18 protein-coding genes are annotated in these 25285 nt (G+C 46.3%); 12 read left to right on the forward strand and 6 right to left on the reverse strand.

Annotated features, from left to right (window positions below; genetic code table 11):
* Positions 1-24: 24 nt before the first annotated feature.
* Together JOE49_RS06905 and JOE49_RS06910 are read left to right on the forward strand one after the other, a co-directional pair.
* Entirely contained in the window at positions 25-1395 is a 1371-nt protein-coding gene (locus tag JOE49_RS06905) for a glycoside-pentoside-hexuronide (GPH):cation symporter (protein ID WP_023986522.1), read from the forward strand.
* Positions 1396-1670: 275 nt separating this feature from the next.
* Positions 1671-3062 carry an MATE family efflux transporter gene (locus tag JOE49_RS06910; protein WP_209940781.1) on the forward strand — a complete coding sequence of 464 codons (1392 nt, stop codon included), beginning with the start codon at positions 1671-1673 and terminating at the stop codon, positions 3060-3062.
* 88 nt (positions 3063-3150) lie between these two features.
* Here JOE49_RS06910 and JOE49_RS06915 read toward each other — a convergent pair whose 3' ends face one another.
* A complete protein-coding gene (locus JOE49_RS06915) occupies positions 3151-4140 on the reverse strand; it encodes a zinc-binding dehydrogenase (RefSeq protein ID WP_209940782.1) in 990 nt (329 codons plus the stop codon).
* A 135-nt stretch (positions 4141-4275) separates the two neighbouring features.
* Between JOE49_RS06915 and JOE49_RS06920 the strand changes: the two genes are divergently transcribed.
* Together JOE49_RS06920 and JOE49_RS06925 are read left to right on the forward strand one after the other, a co-directional pair.
* Entirely contained in the window at positions 4276-5148 is an 873-nt protein-coding gene (locus tag JOE49_RS06920; RefSeq protein ID WP_209940783.1) for a LysR family transcriptional regulator, read from the forward strand.
* Positions 5126-6274, forward strand: a complete 1149-nt coding sequence (locus tag JOE49_RS06925; RefSeq protein ID WP_209940784.1) for an RDD family protein — start codon at positions 5126-5128, stop codon at positions 6272-6274. The genes JOE49_RS06920 and JOE49_RS06925 overlap by 23 nt, the downstream gene beginning before the upstream one ends.
* 160 nt (positions 6275-6434) lie before the next feature.
* On the opposite strand, the gene JOE49_RS06930 is transcribed toward JOE49_RS06925, so the two are convergent.
* On the reverse strand, positions 6435-8693 hold the full coding sequence (locus tag JOE49_RS06930; RefSeq protein WP_209940785.1) for a glycoside hydrolase family 127 protein: 2259 nt from the start codon (positions 8691-8693) through the stop codon (positions 6435-6437).
* Positions 8694-8823: 130 nt separating this feature from the next.
* Between JOE49_RS06930 and JOE49_RS06935 the strand changes: the two genes are divergently transcribed.
* The 8 genes from JOE49_RS06935 (at position 8824) to JOE49_RS06970 (ending at position 18720) form a co-directional block, all read left to right on the forward strand.
* Entirely contained in the window at positions 8824-9717 is an 894-nt protein-coding gene (locus JOE49_RS06935; protein ID WP_209940786.1) for an AraC family transcriptional regulator, read from the forward strand.
* 112 nt (positions 9718-9829) lie between these two features.
* Complete coding sequence (locus JOE49_RS06940; RefSeq protein WP_071639109.1) at positions 9830-10285, forward strand: PTS sugar transporter subunit IIA; 456 nt, start codon at positions 9830-9832, stop codon at positions 10283-10285.
* Positions 10285-10602, forward strand: a complete 318-nt coding sequence (locus JOE49_RS06945; protein ID WP_023986530.1) for a PTS fructose transporter subunit IIB — start codon at positions 10285-10287, stop codon at positions 10600-10602. Before JOE49_RS06940 ends, JOE49_RS06945 begins: the two co-directional genes overlap by 1 nt.
* A gap of 99 nt (positions 10603-10701) precedes the next feature.
* Entirely contained in the window at positions 10702-11817 is a 1116-nt protein-coding gene (locus JOE49_RS06950) for a PTS fructose transporter subunit IIC (protein WP_209943552.1), read from the forward strand.
* A gap of 44 nt (positions 11818-11861) precedes the next feature.
* The gene (gene mngB / locus JOE49_RS06955; protein ID WP_245248347.1) at positions 11862-14537 is read left to right on the forward strand and encodes a mannosylglycerate hydrolase; all 2676 of its coding nucleotides are present in this window, start codon (positions 11862-11864) and stop codon (positions 14535-14537) included.
* Between the two features lie 46 nt (positions 14538-14583).
* Positions 14584-16551 carry a BglG family transcription antiterminator gene (locus tag JOE49_RS06960; RefSeq protein ID WP_028541897.1) on the forward strand — a complete coding sequence of 656 codons (1968 nt, stop codon included), beginning with the start codon at positions 14584-14586 and terminating at the stop codon, positions 16549-16551.
* Positions 16552-16733: 182 nt separating this feature from the next.
* Entirely contained in the window at positions 16734-17672 is a 939-nt protein-coding gene (locus JOE49_RS06965) for a YwqG family protein (protein ID WP_209940788.1), read from the forward strand.
* Positions 17673-17901: 229 nt separating this feature from the next.
* Positions 17902-18720, forward strand: a complete 819-nt coding sequence (locus JOE49_RS06970; protein WP_023986536.1) for an alpha/beta fold hydrolase — start codon at positions 17902-17904, stop codon at positions 18718-18720.
* 192 nt (positions 18721-18912) lie between these two features.
* Here the strand turns inward: JOE49_RS06970 and lacZ are convergent, their stop codons facing one another.
* The 4 genes from lacZ to JOE49_RS06990 all read right to left on the reverse strand — a co-directional run bounded on the left by lacZ (position 18913) and on the right by JOE49_RS06990 (position 25118).
* A complete protein-coding gene (gene lacZ, locus JOE49_RS06975; protein ID WP_209940789.1) occupies positions 18913-21957 on the reverse strand; it encodes a beta-galactosidase, LacZ type in 3045 nt (1014 codons plus the stop codon).
* A 52-nt stretch (positions 21958-22009) separates the two neighbouring features.
* The gene (locus tag JOE49_RS06980; protein WP_023986538.1) at positions 22010-22834 is read right to left on the reverse strand and encodes a carbohydrate ABC transporter permease; all 825 of its coding nucleotides are present in this window, start codon (positions 22832-22834) and stop codon (positions 22010-22012) included.
* The gene (locus tag JOE49_RS06985; RefSeq protein ID WP_013308301.1) at positions 22831-23727 is read right to left on the reverse strand and encodes a carbohydrate ABC transporter permease; all 897 of its coding nucleotides are present in this window, start codon (positions 23725-23727) and stop codon (positions 22831-22833) included. Before JOE49_RS06985 ends, JOE49_RS06980 begins: the two co-directional genes overlap by 4 nt.
* Before the next feature lie 101 nt (positions 23728-23828).
* Positions 23829-25118 (reverse strand): ABC transporter substrate-binding protein, encoded by a 1290-nt coding sequence (locus JOE49_RS06990; protein ID WP_053324404.1) that lies wholly within the window; start codon positions 25116-25118, stop codon positions 23829-23831.
* Positions 25119-25285 lie beyond the last annotated feature (167 nt).

Consider the following 25285-nt stretch of genomic DNA (forward strand, 5'->3'; position numbering starts at 1 on the left):
ATTCGCATGGGGAGAGGAAAGATCATGAGTACGAGAATTGTGAGTACGGAATCACCGGAAAAGGCAGCAAGTACCGTTCCTTTTCATCGTAAAATCAGCTATTCATTAACGGATACAGCAGGCAATCTACTATACTGTGTCATTTCCAGTTATCTATTATATTTTTATACAGATGTATTCGGTCTTTCTATCGGGATTGCCGGGACATTACTATTTATCACCCGTTTTATCGATGCCATTGATGCCCCGATTTGGGGCATCCTGATTGACCGAACCAAGTCGAAATACGGCCAGAGCAGACCCTATTTTCTATGGTTAGCTATTCCGTTCGCTGTGTTCATGGTCCTTACGTTTACGACACCCAATTGGAGTGAGTCGGGCAAAATTGCATATGCCGCCATTACGTATATCATAGCAGGTATCCTTTATACCGGAATCAGTACGCCGATTACGTCTATTCTGCCTAATCTGAGCACCAATTCTAATGAACGCGTAGTCTTGAACTCCTTCCGCATGGTCGGGGGGAATGTGGGTTTCTTCATCGCCACGACGTTTACGTTACCTTTGGTCGCTTTCTTTGGACAGGGAAATGATCAAAAAGGATTTTCCTTAACGCTCGTTTTATTTGGAATCATGGCGATTATTATGTTTTTCATAGCGTTTGCCGATTTGCGAGAAAATGCAGCAGTGAAAACGAAATCCGTTCCCATTGCTAAAAGCTTTACAGCCATCAAACGAAACTGGCCCTGGATGCTCGTTGTAGCTGCCAACTTGTGTTACTGGATTGGTTTGAATATTCGTTCAGCAACGCTAATCTTTTATCTGCAGTACAATCTGGACAGTAAGGACTTAGTACCTTTAATCAATGGACTGACCTCCTTGCAGTTGATCTCGATGGTTCTGATTCCGTTTTTCGCCAGAAAATTAAGTAAAAATGCGATTATGATTATCGGATTGATATTAGCTGCGCTGGGTCAAGTCGTGATTTTAATGGGAAGTACAGACTTAACCCTCATTATTATCGGCTGGATTATTGGTGCGTTAGGATCAGGCTTTGCATGTTCTATGCCGTTTGCGATGTTGTCAGATACAGTCGATTATGGGGAATGGAAAAATGGTATTCGGGCAAGTGGTTTCCTGACCTCGATTGGAAGCGCATTCTGTATTAAAGCGGGTAGCGGAATCGGCGGATTATTGCCAGCATGGATCATGGGCAGCACCGGTTATATCGCTGGGAAAGTTCAAACCCCTACGGCGTTGTCCGGCATTCAGTTTAGCTTTATCTGGCTGCCATTTATCGTCTTCTTGATCGGAATCATTCCTATGTTTTTTTATAAAAAATTCGAAAAGAATGAAGCTTCTATTCAACAAGATTTAATTGCGAGAAGATCATAGACATTCTTTTAACAAGGGTTTAATGATATATTAAAACATTATAATGCTGCTCCAAAACCTGCTCGCTGAGCTGAGCAGGTTTTTTTGTTTTTTTCTATTCAAATGTGAGTAAAGCCATTGACAGGATTTTCTTTTGGAGTAATACTTCTATGTAGAGAAAAGTGTACAGAATCAAGAACTAGACACATCTAGCCTTGCAACTTTATACATTTTTTCGCCATGAAGGCTCTTCTGTTGAAGGGTTTTTTTCAATTTGAGAAAAAGAATGTGATGATATGAGTCAACTGAGTGTAAGGATGAGAACACATGGCTTTCTGAATAAGCATTTTTCAGGAGAGTCTATCGATTATCGACAGATTATTGCGCTGTTTATCCCGCTTCTGATTGATCAGGCTTTTATTGTGGGTCTTAATTTGGTGAACACGGCAATGATTAGCTCGTCGGGGATGGCGGCAGTCAGTGCTGTAAATATGATCGATTCTTTGAATATTTTTCTGATTAATGTGTTTGTTGCAGTGTCTACCGGGGGAACGGTTGTCGTGGCACAGTATAAGGGGAGCGGTAACGACCTCATGGTCTCTAAAGCTGCATCCGGCACCATTTCCTCCGTTTCCTTGCTGGCCTTATGTATCAGTTTGTTTATGATCGTGTTGTACAATCCAATTTTAAGTGTTCTGTTTGGTTCGGCCTCGCCTGATGTATTAGCTAACGGTAAGGTATATCTGCTGGGAAGCTGTATGTCTTTTGTGGGGATTGCAATCGTTGAGGCAGTGTGTGGGGCGCTGAGGGGCATTGGGAAGACGAGGGCATCGCTGGCTCTTTCGCTCATCATGAACCTCTCGTATGTGCTTCTTAATGTGGTATTCATTAATGTATTGGATATGGGTGTGCTGGGCATGACGATTGCCGTCAATGTGTCCAGATATGCAGGAGCAGTATGCGCGCTGATCTATTTGGTCAGGGTAGATGATGACTTGCGTGTTCAGCTTAGAGATATGCTTTATTTTAATCTGGCTATGCTTAAAAAGATTCTGTTTATCGGGCTTCCCTTTGCAGCGGAACAGATGTTTTTTAATGGGGGCAAAATTTTAACCCAAATTTTCATTGTGAGCCTGGGGACAAATACGTTGGCGACGAATGCCATTTGCTCATCCCTAGCTAATGTGTTCCAAATCCCTGCAAATGCTTTGGCTCTTACGATTGTAACTGTGGTCGGTCAATGCATGGGGCGTCGAAATGTCGCGGATGCCCGGAAGTTTACCAAATCGTTTATTTGGCTGTCGTCTTGTTCATTTATTGTAATGGGATTAATCCTGATGCCTTTGTTTGAGCCGATGGTGGGGCTATTTCATCCGCCTGCCGAAATCGTAGATGACATTTTTGTTGTCATTCTGATTAATACGTTGGCCCAGATTCCGCTCTGGTCCATTGCCTTTATTACACCCTCTGCACTAAGGGCAGCAGGTGATTCAAAATTTACGTCCCTCACCTCGATGCTGTCCATGTGGTTATGTCGGGTGGTGCTTGGATATATTTTGGGCATAGTGTTCAATCTGGGGATTGTTGGTGTCTGGTTGGCTATGGATATTGAATGGGGCGTGCGGGGAATCGTCTTCCTTTGGCGCTTCCGCGGCAACAAATGGGTCCAGCATCGTTTGATCGACTGAATAGGTCCACTACCATAAAATTGACTTCTGGATGAAGGGATTTTATGGCAGTGGATTTTTTTCTATTCCTATACTTCGTTCAGACCCCTTACTCCATCCTGATTCCTATATTGCCTAACTGCGCTCCCTGCTGCATACGGTGGAAGGCTTGCGGTGTGTCTTGTAGAGGAAATACGCTATCTATAATCGGATGGAGTGCATGGCACTCCATAAACTGAAGCATAGCTGCGAATTCCTCGCCACTGCCCATAGAGGTGCCGATGATGCTGATTTGAGGGAAAAATATAGACCGCAGCGGAATCTCTACTCGATCTCCTGAGCTTGCGCCAAATGTAACGATCCGACCGTTCGGCTTGAGGATATCAAAATATTTATCGAATGTAGCAGGACCGATACTGTCAAGAACCAGATCCACAGTGTCTCCGTTCATACTTTCTTTCCATTCACTATGGCTGTCGAATGCATGATTAGCGCCATGGGCGAGGGCAGCCTGACTCTTTGCTTCGCTGCGTGATGTGACGGTGACCCGTGCACCTGCCGCTAAAGCCATAAGCATGGCATACGTGGCTACACCACCGCCAATACCGGGAATGAGGACGTGCTCACCCTGCTGCAACTGGCCTCTTGTGAAGAGCGCGCGATAAGCGGTCAAAGCAGACAAAGGCAGTACCCCTGCTTCTTCCCATGAAAGGTATGCTGGCTTGCTGACGGCATTTTGGACGGGGATGATAACCGATTCAGCGAATGTCCCGTCCGAAGGTCCGCCCAGAATGGCTGGAACCAAGGGAACATGATGCGTATTCTCCCATCCGATACAGGGATTGATAATTACATCGGTGCCTACCAGCGAGGTTGGGACACTAGCACCCACAGCCTCAATCACACCTGCTCCATCCGATCCGAGAATGAGTGGAGCATCGTTGGCAGCTCGATCTGCCATGAGGAATAGGTCCCGATGGTTCAAGCCTGCGGCTTTGAGTTTTACTCTCACCTCATCGTGCCCTGGCTGTCTGTCCGTAACGTCTGTATACATCAGACCCTCAGGGCCATTTTTGCTGGCATGTATCACGGCTTTCATTTTAAAACCTCCCGTGGTGCGAATTTAGATGCAATTGCATGTATATTGAATTGTACAGAGCGGCAAGCATCCGGTAAAATGGACAAAATCGAACGTGAGTATCACAAATGATCATACCAAGCAGGTGACGTATACATGGAAAGCAGTGATTTGAAAATTTTTCGGGCCGTCGCTCGCGAGGGCAGTATCACGAAGGCTGCGCAAGCCTTGAACTATGTACAGTCCAATGTGACCTCGCGGATTCAGCAGCTTGAGGCACAATTGAACGTACCGCTATTTCGCCGATCTAACCGGGGAATGGCGCTAACGCCAGCAGGAGAGAATCTGCTGGAATATGCGGATACCATACTGACCTTGCTGGACGAGGCTGAAAAGTCCACTCAATATTCAGACCAGCCTGCGGGACCTTTGCGACTGGGGTCGATTGAGACGGCGGCGGTTACGCATCTGACTTCTTTATTGACGGAATATCACGCTCAATATCCTGATGTCCATCTATCGCTTATGACAGGCAGCACCCATGATCTCGTACAAAAGGTATTAAATTACGAATTAGATGGAGCGTTCGTCTATGGCCCCGTCGATGATCCGCATATAGAGCATCTTGCAGCTTTTGAAGAGGAACTGGTACTCATCTCGGAACCAGGAGAAAGTGATATGAGCAAGTTGCTTGCCAAGCCTATGCTGTTCTTCGACGTAGGCTGCACGCATCGTACAAGAGCAGAAAGCTTTCTGAGCGAAGCAGGTGTGGATGCCTATCAGGTTATGGAGTTCGGAACCTTGGAAGTCATTTTGGGTGGTGTAGCCTCTGGTCTAGGGGTGTCCATGTTGCCACAATCGTCGATTGCAAAGGCAGAGGAGGCGGGAAGTATTGCTTCTCATCGTTTGCCCAAAAAATATCGCAAATTAGAGGTGTGGTTTGTTCATCGGCAGGATTCGGTTTACTCCAGTGCACTGGCAGGCTTGCTTCACTGGATGAAAAAGAATGCTATACTTAACCGGGATTAAACTGACAACAGAGGTGTATCATTTGGAGGAACATGGTGTAACGAACAATCCATCTACAGTCGCTCCGGGACCATATGCAACGAGAGGCAACTACCATCGACGAGAACCGGATAGGATGGCAGTATTATCAGAAACATACGGAGCCTCTATCTTCTTCAGAAGATGGGCGGCCTGGATGATTGACTTCATTCTTATCGTCTTCGGGTATGGAGGGCTGGTTTATTTTACAGCGAAAAAAGTATCTGAAGTAGGAACCCCAAATATGGGCCTGGTAGTGATGCTCTTCCTGATGGGCTCCTTCTGCTATTATCTGTTACTGGAAGGACTTACAGGCTATACGCTGGGCAAGTTTGTACTTCGCATTCAGGTCGTAAATGGAGAAGGGAAACCGCCGGGCATGGTTAAATCCTTGATCCGTACCCTTATACATTTGGTGGATACGAATCCGCTGCTTTTCTTCGGGCTGCCCGCTGGTATATGTGTGCTGGTGACACCTCGGAAACAACGGATTGGAGATATGGCTGCGAATACATATGTGGTTAAGGTACGGGATTTGGAGACAGTGAGCAGAAAAAAAACCGGAATTTTGTCCGGGGTAATCATCCTGATGACGATCATTTCGATTGTCTTTGCTGTATTTTTAATTTCTACGCTCATTACTCAAATCGTGAAGCCTGAGGTATTTACCAGTAAGGATAGCCAGTTTGCGGTTACGGCTCCGTGGAATTGGTCACGAGATAATATGATTAATGAGGAAGCGGATATTTCCATTAAAAATGAATTGACCGAAAGATATTTGATTGTATTATCTGAACCGAAAAGCGATTTTGACAGCAGTATGACTCTTCAAGAATATAAAGGAATCATTGAGGAACATTTGGTGTCAGGAATTACGGACTCTGAATTGGGGATTGCCTCCGACTTGGTGGTGAATGGATACCCAGCCATTGAGTTTACCCTAAAAGGAGAAGTAGACGGGACTCCGATCATGTATAACGTGACTACGATTGAAACGCCTTCACATTATCATCAGGTGCTTGCCTGGACCTACGCTTCCCGATACAGCAGGGCACAGCAAGAGCTACGCAAGATTAGAGACAGCTTCCGTGAAATGAACATGCTGTGAAGTGAACATGGAGCAATAACGATGAATCGAAGTTATAAGGCAGTAAGCAGAACAAGCAGACAGCTTATAGGAGCGTCTGCTTGTTGTTTTATAAGCTTCCTTTAAAAAACGAACATCAAAACGGAGTAGGCGGAATAGTAGATTTATATAGATAATTTGATCATACAATAGAATGTCTAATCACTCGTAATCCGGCGACTTTCGCCACTTTACCTTGTGGGTGGGCTTTGAATTGAATCGTCACTTCCTTCTTGTGGTTCGTCACAGATAGAGGAAGCTCATAGGCGAACGTTTCGAATTTATTCATTTCCTCAGACTCCAGCTTGCCTTCCCCTAAAATCTGACCATCCGCAGTGATGTCAAAGTCACCATGAGGACGGCTCAAGTCCTTCAAATAAGTGACCGCCAATTGGACAGGCTCATCCGAAAGCACCTTCATGACAAAAGAGAACCAGCCCCCAGGCCAGGTGTCGCGATATTTGCGGTTGTAGATGGACCCCAAACCTACATGCTCTCCAGTAAAGGCATGATCCCGTTCAGGCTGCATTTCGGCAGGCTGCACAACGTCCACTGTAAGTCGTTCCAGCTCTAGCTGATACGCTAACGCGGTACGATATTCTGCCTCTGTTGCTGCCCATTCCTCCTGGGAAAAGAGATCCCAATAGACGGTATATGAACGATCATACATTTGATAAAACGGACGAAGCTTCAAGTCTCCGATATAGCCTAAGTTGGTCGTATGGAATGTATTAGGCTCGTTCCCGTCAGCAATCAGCTTCGTTGTCAATGAGTCGGTCGCTCCGATCAGAACAGACGCAAGCAGACGTTCTTCGTTGGATTCCTGCTCAACAGGACCAAGGTCCCCAGCCAGCACTAGCGGCCCATACATAAAAGCAATTCGGCGTGGATTATCCGGCATTTCCTCGACTCTCACGGTCATAGGAATGTCATACTCGATCGTATCCCCATTGTTCCATTCCCGTTCAATTACAACGTAGCTGGTAGGACAAGCCTCTGTGACGTACTCTTCCCCGTTGATTTTAATCATCATCCCTTGCTCTGCCCAATGCGGGCATCTTAGCTTGATCGCGAAGGATTTGGGCTCCTTGCTGATGACGCGCAGCGTTCCCCGTCCATTTTGCGGAAAGAGAGTGTCTTGTTTGAGCTGTACGCCCATCTCGTCCCATGACACGGTAGAAGGGACATATTGATTGACATAGATCGTTTCTGGCGTGTGAAAATAAATCGCAGTGCCGTACATGGAGTGGCTTTCCATACCGGAACCGACACAGCATGTGAAATCCTCATATTGAGAATTAAAGGACTTGTGTCCTCCCATTTCCAGCGATACAAAATAGCACACACGTCCATCTACAGGCTGCTGTGAAGCCAGAATATGATTGAACATCGCTCGTTCATAGTAGTCGGCATAGGCTGCATAGGCGTCCCACTCGAACATATGTCTTGTTAATTTCAGCATATTGTAGGTGTTACAAGTTTCACAGGTACCTTCGCCCAAGCGGTCATTCAGCTTCCCGGGTTCACCAAAATGTTCATTATAGCTATTGCCGCCGATCACGTAGGAATGCTTGTGAACAACCCGATCCCAGAAAAAGCGAGACAGGTCCGCATATTGCGGTTTTCCCGTCATTTCAAATTGCCGTGCAGCGCCAATGATTTTGGGAATTTGCGTATTGGCATGTCGCCCTGCCAGCGTATCTTGGCTATCTGCGAGATCATTGAGCACCTCTCCGTGATAAAAGCGTTCCGCAAGGCTTAAAAAGCGTTCCTCTCCTGAATGCTCCGCCAGATCGGTCAGCACCTCGTTCATACCGCCAAACTCGCAATGCAGCACCTGCTGCACCTGATCATCGTCCAGCCCTTGAAGTACATCCTCCAGCCAGTTGCCGAGTTTGATTTCTATAGACAGGGCCTTGGGATGATGCGCCAGCAGATGTGCATCACGCAAGCCCGCAAAAAGCTTGTGCATGGTATATAGCGGCACCCACCCGCCGTTTAGATCAAAGCCCTGGGAGCGGATATCTCCGGCTTTTACTTCCTCAAAAATCTCTTTCCCACGTGGAATGCCGGAAATGTATCCGTTTCCATGACTGTTTTGGCATATTTCCAGTTCGTCGACCACATAGTTCACGCGTTCCAACAGTCTTTCGTCGCCTGTGGAGGCAAACATCAGTGCACAGCCGGACAGGTAGTGACCGAGTGTATGTCCGCTGATGCCACGCGCTTCCCAGCCTTCATAGTGAGCCGCTTTGGGCTCCAGTCCCGCATATTCACGAAAGCGTGATAATAAACGGTCGGGTTCCAAACTCAGCAGATAGGCCGTATTCAGTTCCATCGCATGTAAAAGTGGGCCGGAATCAATTCTTACTTTATGCAAGTCAAAAGCTTTAGCTTTCAAAATCATCGCTCCTTAGCTAAGATGAAAGTGTATATTTCTCCACTACATTAGCATTGCAATCGCGGTATGTCAGTAGCTTAACCATACAATGGGTGGACAAATCCGAACATGAATCTAAAGAGGCGATAACATGACCTATCTAAAAGTAAATGTAGATGCTCCGATTCAACTGATCTCGGCAGGCGAGTTTGTTAACGAGGTACCTTGGAAGCATATGAGTCGTTCCATTGAGAATTTTGAGCTGATCCTGGGCGTCCAAGAGACGGTATATATACGGGAGGAACGGGAAGATTTTGAAGTAGGCGAGGGAGATATTCTATTGCTGTACCCCGGTCGTACGCATAAAGGATACCGGGAATCGTTGCCGGGCGTGAAATTTTATTGGTTTCATTTCGATGTTCCCACGACCCCGAATGTATTATCTAATGAGGAAATGAAGCAGGAAACAAGTGTCATGGATGGGCTTTTGCAGCGACATGGTGTGATGCGTGATATCTATTTACCGCAATGTGTACAGGCAGACAACGGAGATCGGATTCATATTATCGTCAATCAGATTTTGCATGTAGCCAACTCACATTATCTTACGTATCACAGTGCAAATTATTTGTTCACCTCGCTGCTGATCGAAATATCGGAACTGGCACTGAGCCGCTTGCTTTCCAATCCTGTCAGTTCACAGGGGAATGTGAGTTTTAACAAAATTATCGAGTGGACCCGAATTCATGCTGAAGAGCCGCTGACCGTGACGGATTTAGCTCGAAAATTCAATTACAACAAGGATTATATATCTCGTTTGTTCAAGCAAAATACAGGCATGCGTCCCCTGGAGTTCATTCATAGTATTCGTATTAACAAAGCCAAAGAGTTGATTTCCCGTACAGATATGAGCATTAAGCAGGTTGCCGAAGAGGCAGGATATACCGATGAGAAATATTTTATGCGTTTGTTCAAAAAGAGAGTCCATATGACCCCTTCCCAATACCGGAATGCCTATCACAAAACATTTATGAACAATGTCTAGTGCATTTCCGCTTGGATAGGGAAATTTTATAGATAAAACATGGAGGAAGAGTCGGCTAAAATAAACTTGTAAGCGTTTCACCTATAGATAGAAGGGAGGAGAGACATCCACCATGATTACTAGAGAACAGATTTATTTGGATGAGAAGCTGGAGACCAAATCGGCTGTGTTTGAGTTTATTGCCCAAGAGGCTGAAAAGCTGGGTGTCACCGTCCATAGGGAGCAACTGGTGCAGGATTTGTGGGAGAGGGAAAAGGTATATTCGACAGGGCTTCAGGATCAGTTTGCCATACCTCATACGCAGAGCGAAGTGGTTACCAGACCAGCAGTCCTCGTAATCCGATTGGAACATAGCATTGACTGGGCCTCTCATGATGGCAAGCCTGTCCAGTATATTTTTAGTATTTTGGTGCCTAAAGGGTCCGTGGATGTATCCCATTTACAAATTATTTCCTCGCTCGCAACCCTGCTCTTAGAGGATTCCTTCAAAGAAGCGGTAGCGGGTGCTAATAGCAGCGACGATGTGTACCATTTGCTGGAACAGTATACAGAAGGGTTGGTGTCATAATGAAAATTGTAAGCGTTACATCCTGTATCGCAGGGTTGGCTCATACTCCAATGGCGGCAAAAGCACTGGAAAAAGCGGCGGCACAGCTCGGTCACCATATTAAAGTGGAACAGCAAGGCGCACTAGGCCAAGTGAACAAACTTACGGAGGAAGACATTGCAGCGGCGGATTTTGTACTGATTGCCTCGGATCAGACAGTGAAGGATGCAGAGCGTTTTGAAGATAAAAGAATCGTTCGCGTCAAAATCGGTCATGCGGTCAACAATGCGGAAGCGGTTCTTACCAAAGCGGTGGAGGCCATCTCTGCTCAAAAATAAGATTAGGAAGGCAACACGGACAATCAGCAGTGTAGATGATCTGAATGATATCCGATGAGCCTTTGGATAACAGTAGTATTCATAATGGGGGAGAACATGATGAAAAAATGGCTGAGTGAAGCTAAAAAGCATCTGATGACAGGCATTTCTTACCTGCTTCCGGTTATTATTGCAGGCTCCTTGATTGTTGCCGTGTGTAAAATTATCGGTCTGACAATGGGTGTCACTGACCTTGATCCATATGCTGACAAAAGTGGATTTCTTCATGTTTTATATTTAATGCAAAATGTAGGATGGCGCGGAATTGGACTGCTAAACATGGTTTTGGCGGGGTATATCGCCTATTCGATTGGTGATAAGCCTGCACTTGCAGCGGGGCTGATTGGCGGCGTATTGGCACAGGAGACGAATGCGGGATTTTTGGGTGCTCTTGTTGCAGGTTTTTTCGCGGGGTATGTCACCCTCTGGGTGAAAAACAAAGTGAAAATCACAGGTCCGGCCGCAGGTTCTGTTCCGCTAATTATTTTGCCGCTCATTACGGTAGGCTTAACCGGGATTCTCATGTCCGTCATCCTAGGTGGGCCGTTGAGCGCGATTAATGAAGGACTGGTCAACTGGATTAAGCATATGAGTGAGAGCGGAACCAGCACCTTGGCGCTAGCCTTAATTTTGGGAGCCATGATTGGGTTCGATCTTGGGGGTCCCGTCAATAAAGCTGCCTGGATGGCGGGAAATGCGTTATTCCTGTCGGGTGTGTATTTACCCAATATTTTCGTAAACATTGCCATCTGTATTCCACCGCTAGGCTATGGAATTGCAACCCTAATTCTGAAACATCGCTTTTCCAAAACATATCGGGAAGCTGGAAAAGGCTCCGTGATCATGGGCATTATCGGAATTACGGAAGGGGCTATCCCGTTTACACTGCGTAACCCTGCCAAGCTGATTCCATTAAATATGATTGCCTGCGCAGCAGGTGCAGCATTGACGGCTTTGCTGGGCGCACATGTCATCATGCCTCCAATTGGCGGTTTGTATGGCGCCATCTCCGTAGGTACTCCGTTTGCATATCTGGCTGGAGGGGTTACAGGCGCATTAATCATTGTGGCAGGAACCTTGCTCGTCAATTTCCGTGAGGAAGAACAGCAGCAGGCTGAAACGAAAGAGGCCTCTGTTAAGAAAAATGGAGAAGACATTGAGCTTGTATTTGACTAAATATCACTAGATAAAGAATAGACAGCATGGAGGGAGAACGAGATATGAGCCGTACGAAAGTGCATGTCATACCACATACTCACTGGGATCGAGAATGGTATTTTACCACTTCCAGATCCAAAGTCTACTTGGTGAAGCATGTGAAAGAAGTATTGGATGCGTTGGAGAATGGGGACGGTTTTAAATACTATCTTTTGGATGCCCAAGGGTCCTTGCTTGACGATTATACCCGCTGGTGCCCGGAGGATGAAGAGCGCATTCGCCGTCTGGTAAGCGATAAACGCCTGATGACCGGGCCGTGGTATACGCAGACGGATCAATTGGTGATTTCCGGTGAATCGATGGTCCGTAATCTGTATTACGGTATGGAAACGGCGCAGAAATATGGTCATGCCATGAAGGTCGGTTATGTGCCGGATGCCTTCGGCCAGTCGGCGCAGATGCCGCAGATTTATCAGGAGTTCGGTATTCGGCATTTTCTATTCTGGCGCGGGGTAGCCGATAATACGAATCCTAAAACCGAGTTTTTGTGGAAGGGGTCGGATGGCAGTCAGGTGTTTGCGGTACAGATGCCGTTTGGCTACTACTATGGTGGGAATATTCCAGAGGAAGCGGGAGAACTTGAGGCGTATCTCGACAGCCAGATCGGTGCGCTGGAAGAAAAAGCGTCTACCCGCCATGTTTATTTTCCCAACGGTTTCGACCAAGCACCTATCCGCCTGAACTTGCCAGAATTGATTCGCACATTCAACGAGCTGGACCCGGAACGGGAATATGTGATGAATGAGCCGGAACGTTTCCTTGAAGAGATTGAAAAGGACAGCAACGACCTTCCTGTACTGGAAGGAGAGCTTATGGAAGCCAAGCATATGCGTATTCATAAGTCGATTTTTTCCACACGAGCTGACCTTAAGCAGCAAAATAACGAGATTGAACATTTAATCGTGAACACGCTGGAACCTGTACTGTCGATCAGCCATGCACTTGGGCATGAATATCCACATTATATCGTGAAGGATATATGGAAGCTGTTGTTTGAAAATGCAGCCCACGACAGCATTGGTGGATGCAATAGTGATACGACGAATCGGGATGTGGCTTTTCGTTATAAACAGGCGCGAGATATCGCGGAGAATGTATTGGAGCTGCATAAGCGACTGATCGCGTCGAAGATTAAGCAGGAGGAGACTTTTGCCTTCACCATCTTTAATACGTTGCCTTACCCGCGCAAGGGAGTGACAGAAATTGATGCTTACTTGCCGGAAGGAAGCTTTGTCATTCGGGATACGAACGGTCAGCAGCTTTTGTATACGATTACCGAGAAAGTGGAACAAACAGACTACGTGCTCGGTCAGCATATTGATCTGAATCCGAGCAAAAAGGTGTACCTGCCTGAGCGTGTATTCCGTGCCAAGCTGTTGGTGGAGCTTCAGGAAGTACCTGCTATGGGGTACACACAAATTATATTTGATTTTAGTGCAACAGGGGATGCAACAGCAGAACGTAGCAACGGAAAACATATTGAAAATGAATTCTATAGCATAGCCGTACAGGAGAACGGGGCATTAAGCATCACGGATAAAATTTCGGGACGTGTGTACTCAGATCAGATGGTGTTCGAGGAAAACGGAGATGATGGAGATTCCTACAACTATTCTCCACCGGAATGTGATCTTACAGTTTCTTCGCTTGGTACTGATGTGGAGACGATAACATCCAAAAGTACGGTATCCGAAGAATTGTCCCTTCGGATGAAACTGAAGGTTCCGTATGATTTAAATGAGCGTTCCGCTGCTGGGACTTCAGCTGAGTTGCCACTGCAGGCATCGGTCTCCTTGCGGAAAGGTGAACGCCTGATACGTTTCTCGGTGGATGTGGACAACCGAGTGCTGAGTCACCGTCTGCGGGTGCTATTTGATACCGGGATTGCCTCTAAGCTATCTATTGCAGATCAGCCGTTCGGAGTCATTGCCCGTCCAACTACGCTGGAGGAAGTAAAGGTATGGGAACGGGAGCAGTGGACGGAAAAGCCGATCACCATTGAAGCTATGCAAAGCTATGTTGCATTAAACAATGGTTCCCATGGAGTAGCCGTGATGACTGAAGGAGTAAGGGAATATGAAATCATTGGACATGAACATGATACAATAGCGCTGACGTTATTCCGCACTTTTGGTTATATGGGCAAGGAGAATCTGCTATACCGCCCGGGTCGTGCCTCAGGAGAAAAGATCGTAGAAACGCCAGATGCACAGCTGCTCGGTGAGCTTTCATTTACGTTTGCTCTACATGTCCACGAGTCCGGGTTTGATGAGGCGGGCATTGCTCAAGCGGCCAAGGAATATTTAACACCATTGTCCAGCTACCAGCTGTCTGATTTTCTGAACGGCCGTTTAATTTTTGCCTTCCGAGACGAAGAAAGAATATTTGAGCAAAACTATAGCCTGTTATCTTTTAGCAAGGATTCCAATGTAATCTTGAGTGCATTCAAGAAAGCAGAGCATAGTGATGGTTATATCGTCCGTGTATTTAATCCTTATTTAGAGAAAAATGCGACTGCACATATCACATACAGTGAATCGGCCCATTACGAGTTGGTTTCGCTGGATGAGCGTTCCAAGGGAGAAACATTGGTTTCGTCCGATACGGAAGGTGCACAATTGCCGGAATTGCAGCATTGCAAGCTATTAACGGTACTGGTAACCCCGGAATTGAAATAACGTGGAAGTAAAATACGGTTTATCGGAAAGGAGGTCTTATATCTACATGATTTTTCCCTACAAACGCTTGAAAAAGCTGTACCAGCTCGTCAGTGGAAATGATCAAGGCTGGTCTTGGACCACCAAAGCGCTCGCTGAGCGGCTGGAGGTAACAGAGCGGACCATCCGCGATGATCTTAAGAAGCTGGACAGTATGCTGAATGAATATGGAGCATATCTGGAATCCAAGAGGGGTAGCGGCTATACGATTAGGGTTGATGACCGTGAGAAATACCATTTTTTTGCTGATGAAAGTCAGGAAGAAACAGAAGTAAGTCAGCAGCTACCGGGGGCTCCAGAAGAGCGCATACGGTATGAACTGTTCAAGCTGCTGAATGCGAGGGAATACGTGAAGATGGAAGATCTCGCCGATGAGCTGTATATTAGCCGGGCCACGATGAATAATGATTCTAAAATCATCCGTCGGATTCTGGAGGATTATAGTCTCACCCTGCGCACCAAGCCGGGACATGGTGTAAAGGTGATTGGGGAAGAAAAGAGTATTCGTTACTGCCTGGCTGAATATGCTGACGTCCGCGATGAAGAGGGACAACGCAGCGACATGCCCTTGGAACAACAACAGCTGTTTCAAGGATTGGATCTACCGCAGATCCGGACAATTATTCTAAAGCATTTGCGGAGCGTTGGGACCAAAATGGCTGATTTGGCGCTGAAAGATCTCATCACTCATTTGGCGGTCATGGTGCTGCGAGTGAAGGAAGGACATGGTTTAGAACGCTTTGAGGCGGTGGTGGGCAGTCCGCGGGATATTGAATTGGCTAGCGCCATGCTGAGGGAGATGGAAGAGGCCTTTGGCATCACCTGTCCTGAAGGAGAGTTCGATTATGTTCTGCTGCATATCGTCAGCAAAAAGATGGCCGAAACCGAGTGGGAGCGCCTCCAGTCCGATCGTCTCTTCTTAGCAGTGCGCGGGATGCTGACATTCGTCTACGAACGCTTTACCTATGACTTGCGTGACGATGAACGGCTGTCCAAGGATTTATTTGTACATTTGAAGCCAATGCTGACCCGGCTGGAGCATGGTATGAACATGCGTAATCCACTGCTTGGACATATTCGCAAGTATTATCCGCTTGCCTATGAAATCACAGTTGGTGCGGTAAAAGAACTACAAAAATCGTTTCCGTACGACATCAACGATAACGAAATCGGTTATTTGGCACTTCATATCGGGGCTGCATTGGAACGCAAATACAATATCCCTCATCGGCGTCGCAAAACCGTGTTGCTGGTGTGCGGATCCGGCTATGGAACCGCCCGGATTCTAGAATCCAGGCTGCGTTCGCTGTTCGCTGAGCTGGATGTATCCCGAGTGGTTTCACTTCGGGAATACGAGGAGATGTCCACCGTCGAGGAGGACCTCGTCGTTTCGACCATTCACTTGCAGCAACGTAAGGATAAACCGTCCGCGGTGATTAGCCCGATTCCTTCGGAACGGGATATGGAGACAATGACGCGGATGGTACGGGCCAGCGATGAGGAACAGGAAACTTCACTGCTACGGTATTTTGACAAGCAATGGTTTATGACCCGATCCGATCAGCCGAGCAAAGATACACTAATTGAAGAAATGAGTGGTATTTTAAAGCAAAAAGGAGTGGTGACTGACAAGTTTTTGCCAGCAGTCAAAGAAAGAGAGAAGCTGGGCTCTACTGCATTGGATCGAGGGATGGCCATCCCCCATCCCCTGGAGCTAAGCTCTAACCGAACGGTCGTAAGCGTGTGCTTGCTGGAAAATCCAATTCCTTGGGATGCCAACCATGAGGTTCATGTGGTATTCCTGCTTTCAATCTGCAAAGAGGACTACGAACAGGCCATGGGGATTTATGATTTGTTTGTAGAATTGATCCGCCAGGAAGAGACGCTGGAACGATTAAAGCATTGCCATTCCTTTGATGCCTTTATGCTAATCGCCCGTCAGGTGCTTGCAGTCAAGAGCAATGATTACCATTGAGGGCTGACCCTATTATCTACTCTCATATGAAACGAAAAAAGAGGCCCTAGGGGTCTCTTTTTAGCATGTATTTTCTTATATCTGCTAGAAAAATAGATTGTCAGGCTTTTATTTGGTAATCTGAGGTAAGGGTTTAAATGGTTGCAGGCTATATTATTACTTCATGAAAAGGGGCGAGCGAGATGCTACAACCACTATTAAAGGATGAACTGACTCGAATACTGGAAGGGCATTCACTGGATGAAGATTTAAAAGAAGAGATTCATCAGGAAGCTCAAGCTGCTATACAATTTCATGTGGATCATGAGGAAAATTACGAACACATTGGAAATAGTCGGATCGCCGGCTACCCGGATTTGCCGCCCTCGATCGAGTGGCCGTGTGATTCAGACGGAGAATATTATACGTTTATTGCTCAAATCAATTTGGGTGAAATGCCTTTTTCCCCATACGAGGGGTTGCCTCATCAGGGTATACTTTACTTTTTTCTTGGGCTGGATGAGCCCGCCTATGATATTGACCATAAAATCTTTTACTATAACGGTGACAGCAGCGCTTTGAAGAAAACCTTGCCACCGACCGGGAAGGTTGAAGTATGTGCTGAGAACAGGGGTTTCACATCTTATGCAATTTCTTTTCAGCCGATTGTTACCCTGCGGTCGGAGGGTGAGCTAGGAGATGTTCTTGTAGATCAGTATGAAGAGCTGTATGAGCTTGTTTGTGAACAAAGTGACACGGTGTGGGGTCAGCATCAATCTTTTGCAGGGAACACCCGGCGGGATGCTTATCTACGCCGAAACGGGCTGGAGGGTCTTCTGTTTAACTGGCATAAGAGTGAGAGTCAGATCCATAAGGAAATCGAGCAAGCTATGCATAGGGGAAGTACGGATTATGCGGAGCATTTACGATCCGAGGTGTTGTCTCAGCTGCAAGAATATCAGACGAATCGAGAGAAGCACGATCGAGCTTCGGAAAATTGGCATGTTCTGCTCTCGGTCTCTTCTTTGGACGAGGTTGGTATGTGCTGGTGGGACGCAGGGTATTTGGAATTTTTGATCGATCAAAGAGACTTGAAGAACCTTGATTTCACGCGAACGTATGTTAATTTGGCAACGAGCTAGCTAAAGTTCTAGACTGGGAAAATAAAGTATTAAAGCGACGTTGTTTTATTAAGCTAACGGGCAGGTTAGTTTAACTCCAGAAACAAGAATAGGGAACAAGTGTTCTTTACATGTATTATATATGAGTATATAATCAAAACGAACCGGAGATCTGGTTTGCTTGATAAAACAATGTAGATTCTTCTTTAGTGTAAGAATATTATAAATAAATCAATTTTGGAGGGTCTGTATGCCATATTGTAAAGTCAAGAATGCCAATATATATTACGAGGAAATTGGTAAAGGCAAACCAATTGTAATGATCCATGGTTTTACACCAGACCATCGGTTAATGAGTGGGTGCATGGAACCGATATTTGAAGATAATCCCGATTGGCGTCGTATCTATCTTGACCTGCCTGGAATGGGACAAACAAAGGACTACGATCAAATATGTAATTCAGATGATATGCTAGAAGCAGTTATAAATTTTATTGAAACTCTTGTCCCAAACCAAGATTATCTCATAGCAGGCGAATCGTACGGTGGATATATTACAAGGGGAATAATTAATAGACATAAAGATCGTATTGGTGGAGCTGCTCTGATTTGTCCATTAATTATTCCTGAACACAAAAGAAGAATACTGCCCGAGCATTTTGTTGTTCATTGTGATCGCGAGTTTATGGGCACCTTAAGTGAAGAGCAAATAAGTGATTTTAGCGCAAATCAAGTCGTTCTCAATGAATATAATTGGAAAAGGTATTCTGAAGAGATAGTGGCAGGTTGTAAGATCGCTGACTACGATTTTCTTAGCAAGATTCAAAGAAACTATGGATTTTCTACCAATATAGATAAATTAGTTTTTGATAAACCAACAGTATTTACCCTTGGGCGACAAGATGCAGTCGTTGGTTACATAGATGCTTTTAGAATTTTAGAAAATTATCCTAGAGCAACCTTCGCCGTTTTAGATCGAGCAGGGCATAATCTTCAGATTGAACAGGCTCTATTATTTGAGTCACTTATGCGTGAGTGGCTTGAAAGAGTAACAGAGTTTGGATTTTAGTTTTATATTAATCCATGGAACTAACGGGAGACGTTGATTCAATGAAACAACGACAACCTAGGACTTTATTTTCTGCTGACAGTATGATTGGAATGATAAAATACAAAAGCCCTTCCAGCTTTAGCTTCTCATGAGGGAAGCAGCGGAAGGGCTTTTGTTATATCTACTTGTCTATACAGTGAGCGTGCTTATTTATACTCGTTGCACGGTAAATTCGAATTCCAGCTTTTGATCGGCTGTAATTTGGTATTCTTCATGTACCGGAGCTCCCCAGCTATCGTCGCCGCCTACGCCCATTTGCTTGCCGGCTACGGTAACAACGGTGTAGTAGACGTTTGGCAGCTCATACTGATGGTAGGCGCTTTCCAGCTCGAACGCTGTGTACGGTGAAATATTGCATTCCACAGGTGCGGTGGCAGGAGCAGTAATGCGAATACCACGCTGAGAATCGTCGGTAATATCGACACGGCGCACGCCTGTACGGTTGCCGGATTCCTGCGGTACGACATACCCGGATACGTTATCCGCAGCTTCGTTGTGGAATACGCCTAGTCTCGCGCCAAAGGCACGGTCGATGTAATTCTCTTCCGGTCCCATCGCGTACCAGTCCAGATGGCGGTAGTCCGCCGGAACCTTGAACGAAAGAGCAAAGATCGGCAGGTTAGGCAGTCCTGAGACGCCTTCATAAGTTGATTTTACGTTCAGACTGCCATCCACCAAGACGGTGTAGGCTACCGTTACCTGTACGTCTGCATGGATGCTAAGCGTGTAGCGGAATGTAACGGTTACACGGTCTGTCTGCTCTTCCGTGACCTGAATGTCCACGCATTTACGTGTCAGACTTGCAGCGAACCAGCCACCGGCTTCGAAGCCCAGAGCAGTTCCCCGATCATTGTCTGTGGTCGCCCGCCAGAACAATGGGGCAGGAGGTATGGCGATCATCTCACGTCCGGCGTAGCGAAGTGAAGTCAGGCTGCCTGCTCCTTTGGAGAACATCATACTGAAATCTGCACCGTGAACGCCAATGTTAACATCACCATGAACCACTCGTAAGACACCGCCCGTAGGGATCTTTAGCGGATTTGGATCTTCCACGATGAAAATATGCTGTCCGAAGGCCACTTCATGCCCAGCCTCAGCCCAGAGCGTGGATTCTTTCAAAACTAGAGCGGTGTGAATGACGTACTCACCGGGCTTTCCGTCCGTAAGGGGGAACGTCAGTGGAATATAGGCTTCGGTCTGAGCCGCCACATCTACATGAATGGCATTACGTACGATTTCTTGGCCTTCATGCAGTAGACTGTATACTAGCTCATAGTCGCCCGTTCCCTCGAACAGGTTTTCATTGCGCAGGGTTACACCGCTGCGATCCGGGGTGAGCTTCAGATTTTGATACAGGAATTTGACCTCCTGCATCTTCGGCGAAACCTTCCGGTCCGCATAGACAATTCCGTCCGTACAGAAGCCATAGTCTGTGGCACGGTCGTCAAAGTCGCCGCCGATCGCGAGGTACTCGCGTCCGTAGCGATCTTTTTTCATAACAGCCTGATCAATATAATCCCATATAAAACCGCCCTGGTACAGCTCGTATTTGTTCTCCAGCTCGGTATACTTGTGCATGCCGCCTACGGAATTACCCATCGCATGCATGTATTCGCAACTGATATACGGTTTTTGCGGATTGTCGTTCAGATATTGCTCAATATCTGCAGGTTTGGCGTACATCCGACTCTCCATATCGCTGGTATCATCGTACGTACGGTTGTGAAACACGCCTTCGTAGTGCACCAAACGGCTCGGGTCGGTGGCTCGGAAATAGTTGGCTACATTGCGCAGCACTTCACCTGCATACGACTCATTGCCGCAGGACCAAATCAGAATGGACGCATGGTTTTTGTCCCGTTCCAGCATGGAAATGGCGCGATCCATGACGATATCCTGCCACTCAGGCAGATTGGCGGGAATATTCCACGATGGCTCGACGGCGCCGAGTTTTTGCCAGGAACCGTGTGTTTCCAAGTTCATTTCATCAATTACATAGACCCCGTACTCATCGCATAGCTCATACCACAGAGTCTGATTTGGATAATGAGAGGTGCGAACAGCGTTCATATTGTTCTGCTTGAGCGTCCGGATATCCCACAGCATATCTTCACGGGAAATCGCACGTCCGGTGCGAGCGTTAAATTCATGGCGGTTCACACCTTTAAAGACGATGCGTTTGTCATTCAAATGCATGACCTTGTTGATCAGCTCAAATTTACGGAAGCCAATTTTTTGTGGAATGACTTCCACGAGCGATCCACTGGCATCATAAATTTGAATGAACAATGTGTACAAATAAGGTTTCTCGGCACTCCAACGCTGCACTTGCTCCAAGGCTGCTGACAGCGAAGCTTTGCCATCAGTAAAGTCAGCTTTCAAAGAAGCTACAACATGGCCGGCAGCATCTTTCACATCGACAGTTGCATAGGCCGTTGCCGGCTTTTCCAAGGTCAATTTCAGCTCCAGAAGACCCTGCGTGTAGGAAGCATCCAGATCCGCCTTGGCATGCAGGTCACGTACGTGAACCGTAGGGATGGTATAGAGATATACGTCTCTGAAAATACCGGAAAAACGCCAAAAGTCCTGATCCTCCAGCCACGCTCCCGTACTTCTTTGATATACCTCCACTGCCAGCTTGTTTTCGCCTGCTTGCAGGAACGGTGTCAGTTCAAAATCAGACGGTGTAAAGCTGTCCTCGCTGTAACCGACAAATTGTCCGTTCAGCCATACATAGAAAGCCGACTCGACGCCTTGGAAAGAAATGAACACAGGCTGCGCGCCCGAAGCCATATTTTCCGGCAAAACAAAGCTTTTGATATAGCTCCCGACCGGGTTGTGGTCCTCCGGAATATGGGGTGGACGAACGTCCGAATGTCCGTCCCATGGATACATCGTATTCACGTACTGCATTTGGCCAAAGCCTTGCGTCTGAATGTGACCCGGCACTTGAATATCGCTCCAGCCGCCATACTCAAAGCCGGGCGCATAGAACTCTACCGGACGGCTGGCTGGATTCGTTGCATAGTTAAACTTCCAGCTCCCATTCAGGCTATGACGCCAAGCCATATCAGCATGCTGCTCCGCTTCCTGAAGCGTAGCGTAATATTTGTGATCGGAATAGGCGGGCAGCCGATGTACAGCAAATTTGGTTACGTCGGTCAGCCAGTCCAGACTAGGGGTATGGATGGTCAAGGCGAACACTCCTTATTTTTAAAATGAAATGAAGATATTACACAGTAATTTGTTATTTTACCGAACCAACCATGCCCGCTACAAAGTGTTTCTGCATCAGGAAGAATACCAGTGCAGTCGGCAGTGTGGACAGGACAATGGCGATCATGATGACACCGTAATCCGGTGCATAGCTGGAGCCAAGGTTCGAGATCAACAGCGGAATCGTTTGATTCTCCGGCGTTTGCAGCACAATCAGAGGCCAGAGGTAGTTGTTCCAGCTGGACATGAATGTGATGATTGCGGCAGCGGCATAGGTTGTTTTCATCGTAGGCATATACACCCGGAAGAACAGACCCAGCTCGGATAATCCATCCATACGACCTGCTTCCAGTAGATCCTTAGGAAACATCTTGGTGCTTTGACGGAAAAAGAAGATCAGGAACGCCGTAGTTACGGTCGGAATGACGACAGAAGAGAGTGTATCAATACCGATCCACGGTATGACATTAGAAATACTGCCGAACATCCGGTAGAGCGGGATCATGATCGCCGCAAACGGAATCATCATAGACATCAGCAGGATATTGAAGACAACGTCTTTCGCTTTACTTCTGTAAATTTCAAAGCCATAACCGGCCAGTGATGCGATTAGCATAGCCAGCAGCGTAGTTGAGATGGAGACTTTTGCAGAGTTACTTAGTGCGGTAACGATGTCTACTTTTTCAAGCAAATTGTGCATGTTATCCATCAAATGGGAGCCAGGCAGAAGCTTGCCTTTGGTCACATCGACCGACAGGTTCGTGGAGCTGGATAGCATCCAGAGGAACGGGAAAATCGAAACGAACGACACAAGGATCAGAAAGGCGTACGTAAATGCTCTTTTTGTTTTCATCATTTTTTCTCACCTGCCACTTTGAACTGGATAATTGACAAGATAATAATCATAATGACGATGGAATAAGATACGGTCGCCGCATAACCAAAGTCGGATGAATATTTGAAGGACAGATTGTAAATATATTGCGAAATTGAAGATGTCGCGTTCCCTGGCCCACCCTTGGTAATATTCATAATTTCATCGAAGAGTTGGAGTGTACCAATCGTTGATGTAATCGAAGTGAACAGGATAATCGGCTTAAGCAGTGGAACTGTAATGCTGAAAAACTGTCGGATAGGGGAAGCTCCGTCAATACGGGCCGCTTCGTAGATGGAACTGTCAATGTTCTGAAGACCGGATAGGTAAAAGATCATATTATAACCAGTCCAGCGCCATGTGATCGCGATAATAATCGTAACCTTGGCCCAGAAAGGATCTGTAATCCATTGGATGGGCGTGCCAATCACGTGCAGATTCAGCAATAAGGAGTTTACCAGACCGTCGGACGAGAACAAGTACTTGAAGACAACCGAATATGCTACAAGGGATGTGATACACGGCAAGAAGATAGCTGTGCGGAAAAAGCCCTTGAATTTCAGGTTTTTATCATTCAACAATACCGAAATGAACAGAGCCAGAATGACCATCAAAGGTACCTGGAAAATTAAATAGATAAACGTATTCTTCACGGCGGTTATAAACATTTTATCGGTGAAGAGTCGCTTGTAGTTATCAATGCCGTTAAAGCTCAGATTAGACCCTGTACCTGTCTTAAAGGACAAGATAAGCGCCTGAATCATCGGATAGAAATAAAAAGCGGCGATCATGATCACTGCGATGGATATGAACAACCATCCTGTCATACCTGCTTTGAGACGTGTTGTAGTTATTTTGGGCGCGGCTGTCTTCATACCATGTCAACTCCCTGTGCAGCAATAAAACCTTGAACTCGCAAGCCCAAGGTTTTAAGTGCTTATCGTTTTATTGTTTAGCCTTGGCTAGATGGACTGTCTTATTTAAGCTGTGCTTCCGCCTGTCCTTGAGCATCTTTCAGAACTGCGTCTACATCTTTTCCGTTCAGATAGTTTTGAATTTCAACGGTCATGATATCCTCAATGGCATACGTGTGCAGGCCATAATTGACTTTTGGAACTTGCTTAGTCCATTCTGCAAATTTCTTATATACTTTGTCGCCTCCGAAGTACGGATCTTCCACGTCATAAGCTTTACCGCTGGAAGCTGCGTTCAATGAACCGACAATTCCAATTTTGCTCAGCATATCTTGATACAGCTCTTGATCTGTTCCGAATGTCTCTTTCAGGAAATCAGCAGCGGTATCTTGACCGTCCGAGTTAAGGACATACCAGGAGCTGCCGCCGAGGCTGGAAGCATTCACGGATTCAGGTATATTTTTCAGCTTAGGGAAAGGAACAACGGCCCATTTACCCGATTGCGAAGCTTCTGCTTTGATCGAAGGTGTAATCCAGTTACCTGTAGGTACGGAAGCAACTGCACCGCTGTTGAATGCGGCCAGGAACTGACTCCAGTCGGCATTCATTTTAACAATGTTAGCGTCGAACAAGGATTTGTACGTCAAGAGTGCTTCTTTCAGAGCTGGATTACCAGCCAGGTTCGGTGTTTTACCGTCTTCTTTCAGGTACCATGAACCTGCAGTTTGGATCATACCACGGATCAGACCGAGGTCATTCGGATCTTGAGTCAGCATTTCTTTGCCTGTTTTTTGTTTTACGGCTTTACCAATTTCAATGAATTTGTCCCAATCAATATTAGTCAGGTCCGCTACTTTGTAGCCGGCTTGTTCCAGATAGTCCGTTCTTACATACAGTCCCATAACACCGGAGTCGAATGGAACACCATACTGTTTGCCGTTGTAGCTAGTCGGTCCGATTTTATAATCAGCGAAGTCGGATGCTTTGATCGTGCTGCTCATATCATGGAAAGAATCGGGATAGGCTTGCAGGAAGTTCTGTGCCCGATAATCCTCGATCAGAACCACGTTCGGCAATCCTTTGGTAGATCCGGAGTTAAGGCCGGCATTCATTTTTTGTACGATATCGTTTTGAGCATATTCAACAATGTTTACGGTTACATCTGGATGTTTGGCAACGTAGCGATCTTTTGCCAGCTTCAGGGCTGCGATATTAAAGTTCGGGTCCCAAGCCCAGACGGTGATTTCTTTTTTGCCTGAATCTGTTGTAGTAGCTGCTTTCTCGGAATTGCTGGAGCATGCGGATAGCAAGATCAAGCTTGCAATCAGCAGAAGGAAAGTCATTTTTTTCATTTTGTTCAACCCCTACTCTTTTTTTTATATGTTGCTTACTAGTTCTAAAGCTCTTAGATGAAAGCGGTTACCTCATTTATAAATCTAGTGTACCATCCATACTTTGTCGGTGTTAGGAATATCTTTATACGGTTTGGTTTTATTATTATGATTTATCAAAAAAGGTA

The organism is Paenibacillus sp. PvR133, assembly GCF_017833155.1.
Lineage (GTDB): Bacteria > Bacillota > Bacilli > Paenibacillales > Paenibacillaceae > Paenibacillus > Paenibacillus polymyxa_B.

Bases quoted from the DNA above. Each gene is read 5' to 3' on its own strand.
- JOE49_RS06960 (WP_028541897.1), top strand. From the start codon at position 14,584: ATGATTTTTCCCTACAAACGCTTGAAAAAGCTGTACCAGCTCGTCAGT.
- JOE49_RS06920 (WP_209940783.1), top strand. From the start codon at position 4,276: ATGGAAAGCAGTGATTTGAAAATTTTTCGGGCCGTCGCTCGCGAGGGC.
- JOE49_RS06950 (WP_209943552.1), top strand. From the start codon at position 10,702: ATGAAAAAATGGCTGAGTGAAGCTAAAAAGCATCTGATGACAGGCATT.
- JOE49_RS06985 (WP_013308301.1), bottom strand. From the start codon at position 23,727: ATGAAGACAGCCGCGCCCAAAATAACTACAACACGTCTCAAAGCAGGT.
- JOE49_RS06990 (WP_053324404.1), bottom strand. From the start codon at position 25,118: ATGAAAAAAATGACTTTCCTTCTGCTGATTGCAAGCTTGATCTTGCTA.
- JOE49_RS06945 (WP_023986530.1), top strand. From the start codon at position 10,285: ATGAAAATTGTAAGCGTTACATCCTGTATCGCAGGGTTGGCTCATACT.
- JOE49_RS06915 (WP_209940782.1), bottom strand. From the start codon at position 4,140: ATGAAAGCCGTGATACATGCCAGCAAAAATGGCCCTGAGGGTCTGATG.
- JOE49_RS06965 (WP_209940788.1), top strand. From the start codon at position 16,734: ATGCTACAACCACTATTAAAGGATGAACTGACTCGAATACTGGAAGGG.
- JOE49_RS06940 (WP_071639109.1), top strand. From the start codon at position 9,830: ATGATTACTAGAGAACAGATTTATTTGGATGAGAAGCTGGAGACCAAA.
- mngB (WP_245248347.1), top strand. From the start codon at position 11,862: ATGAGCCGTACGAAAGTGCATGTCATACCACATACTCACTGGGATCGA.
- JOE49_RS06905 (WP_023986522.1), top strand. From the start codon at position 25: ATGAGTACGAGAATTGTGAGTACGGAATCACCGGAAAAGGCAGCAAGT.
- JOE49_RS06980 (WP_023986538.1), bottom strand. From the start codon at position 22,834: ATGATGAAAACAAAAAGAGCATTTACGTACGCCTTTCTGATCCTTGTG.
- JOE49_RS06925 (WP_209940784.1), top strand. From the start codon at position 5,126: ATGCTATACTTAACCGGGATTAAACTGACAACAGAGGTGTATCATTTG.
- JOE49_RS06910 (WP_209940781.1), top strand. From the start codon at position 1,671: ATGAGTCAACTGAGTGTAAGGATGAGAACACATGGCTTTCTGAATAAG.
- JOE49_RS06935 (WP_209940786.1), top strand. From the start codon at position 8,824: ATGACCTATCTAAAAGTAAATGTAGATGCTCCGATTCAACTGATCTCG.
- JOE49_RS06970 (WP_023986536.1), top strand. From the start codon at position 17,902: ATGCCATATTGTAAAGTCAAGAATGCCAATATATATTACGAGGAAATT.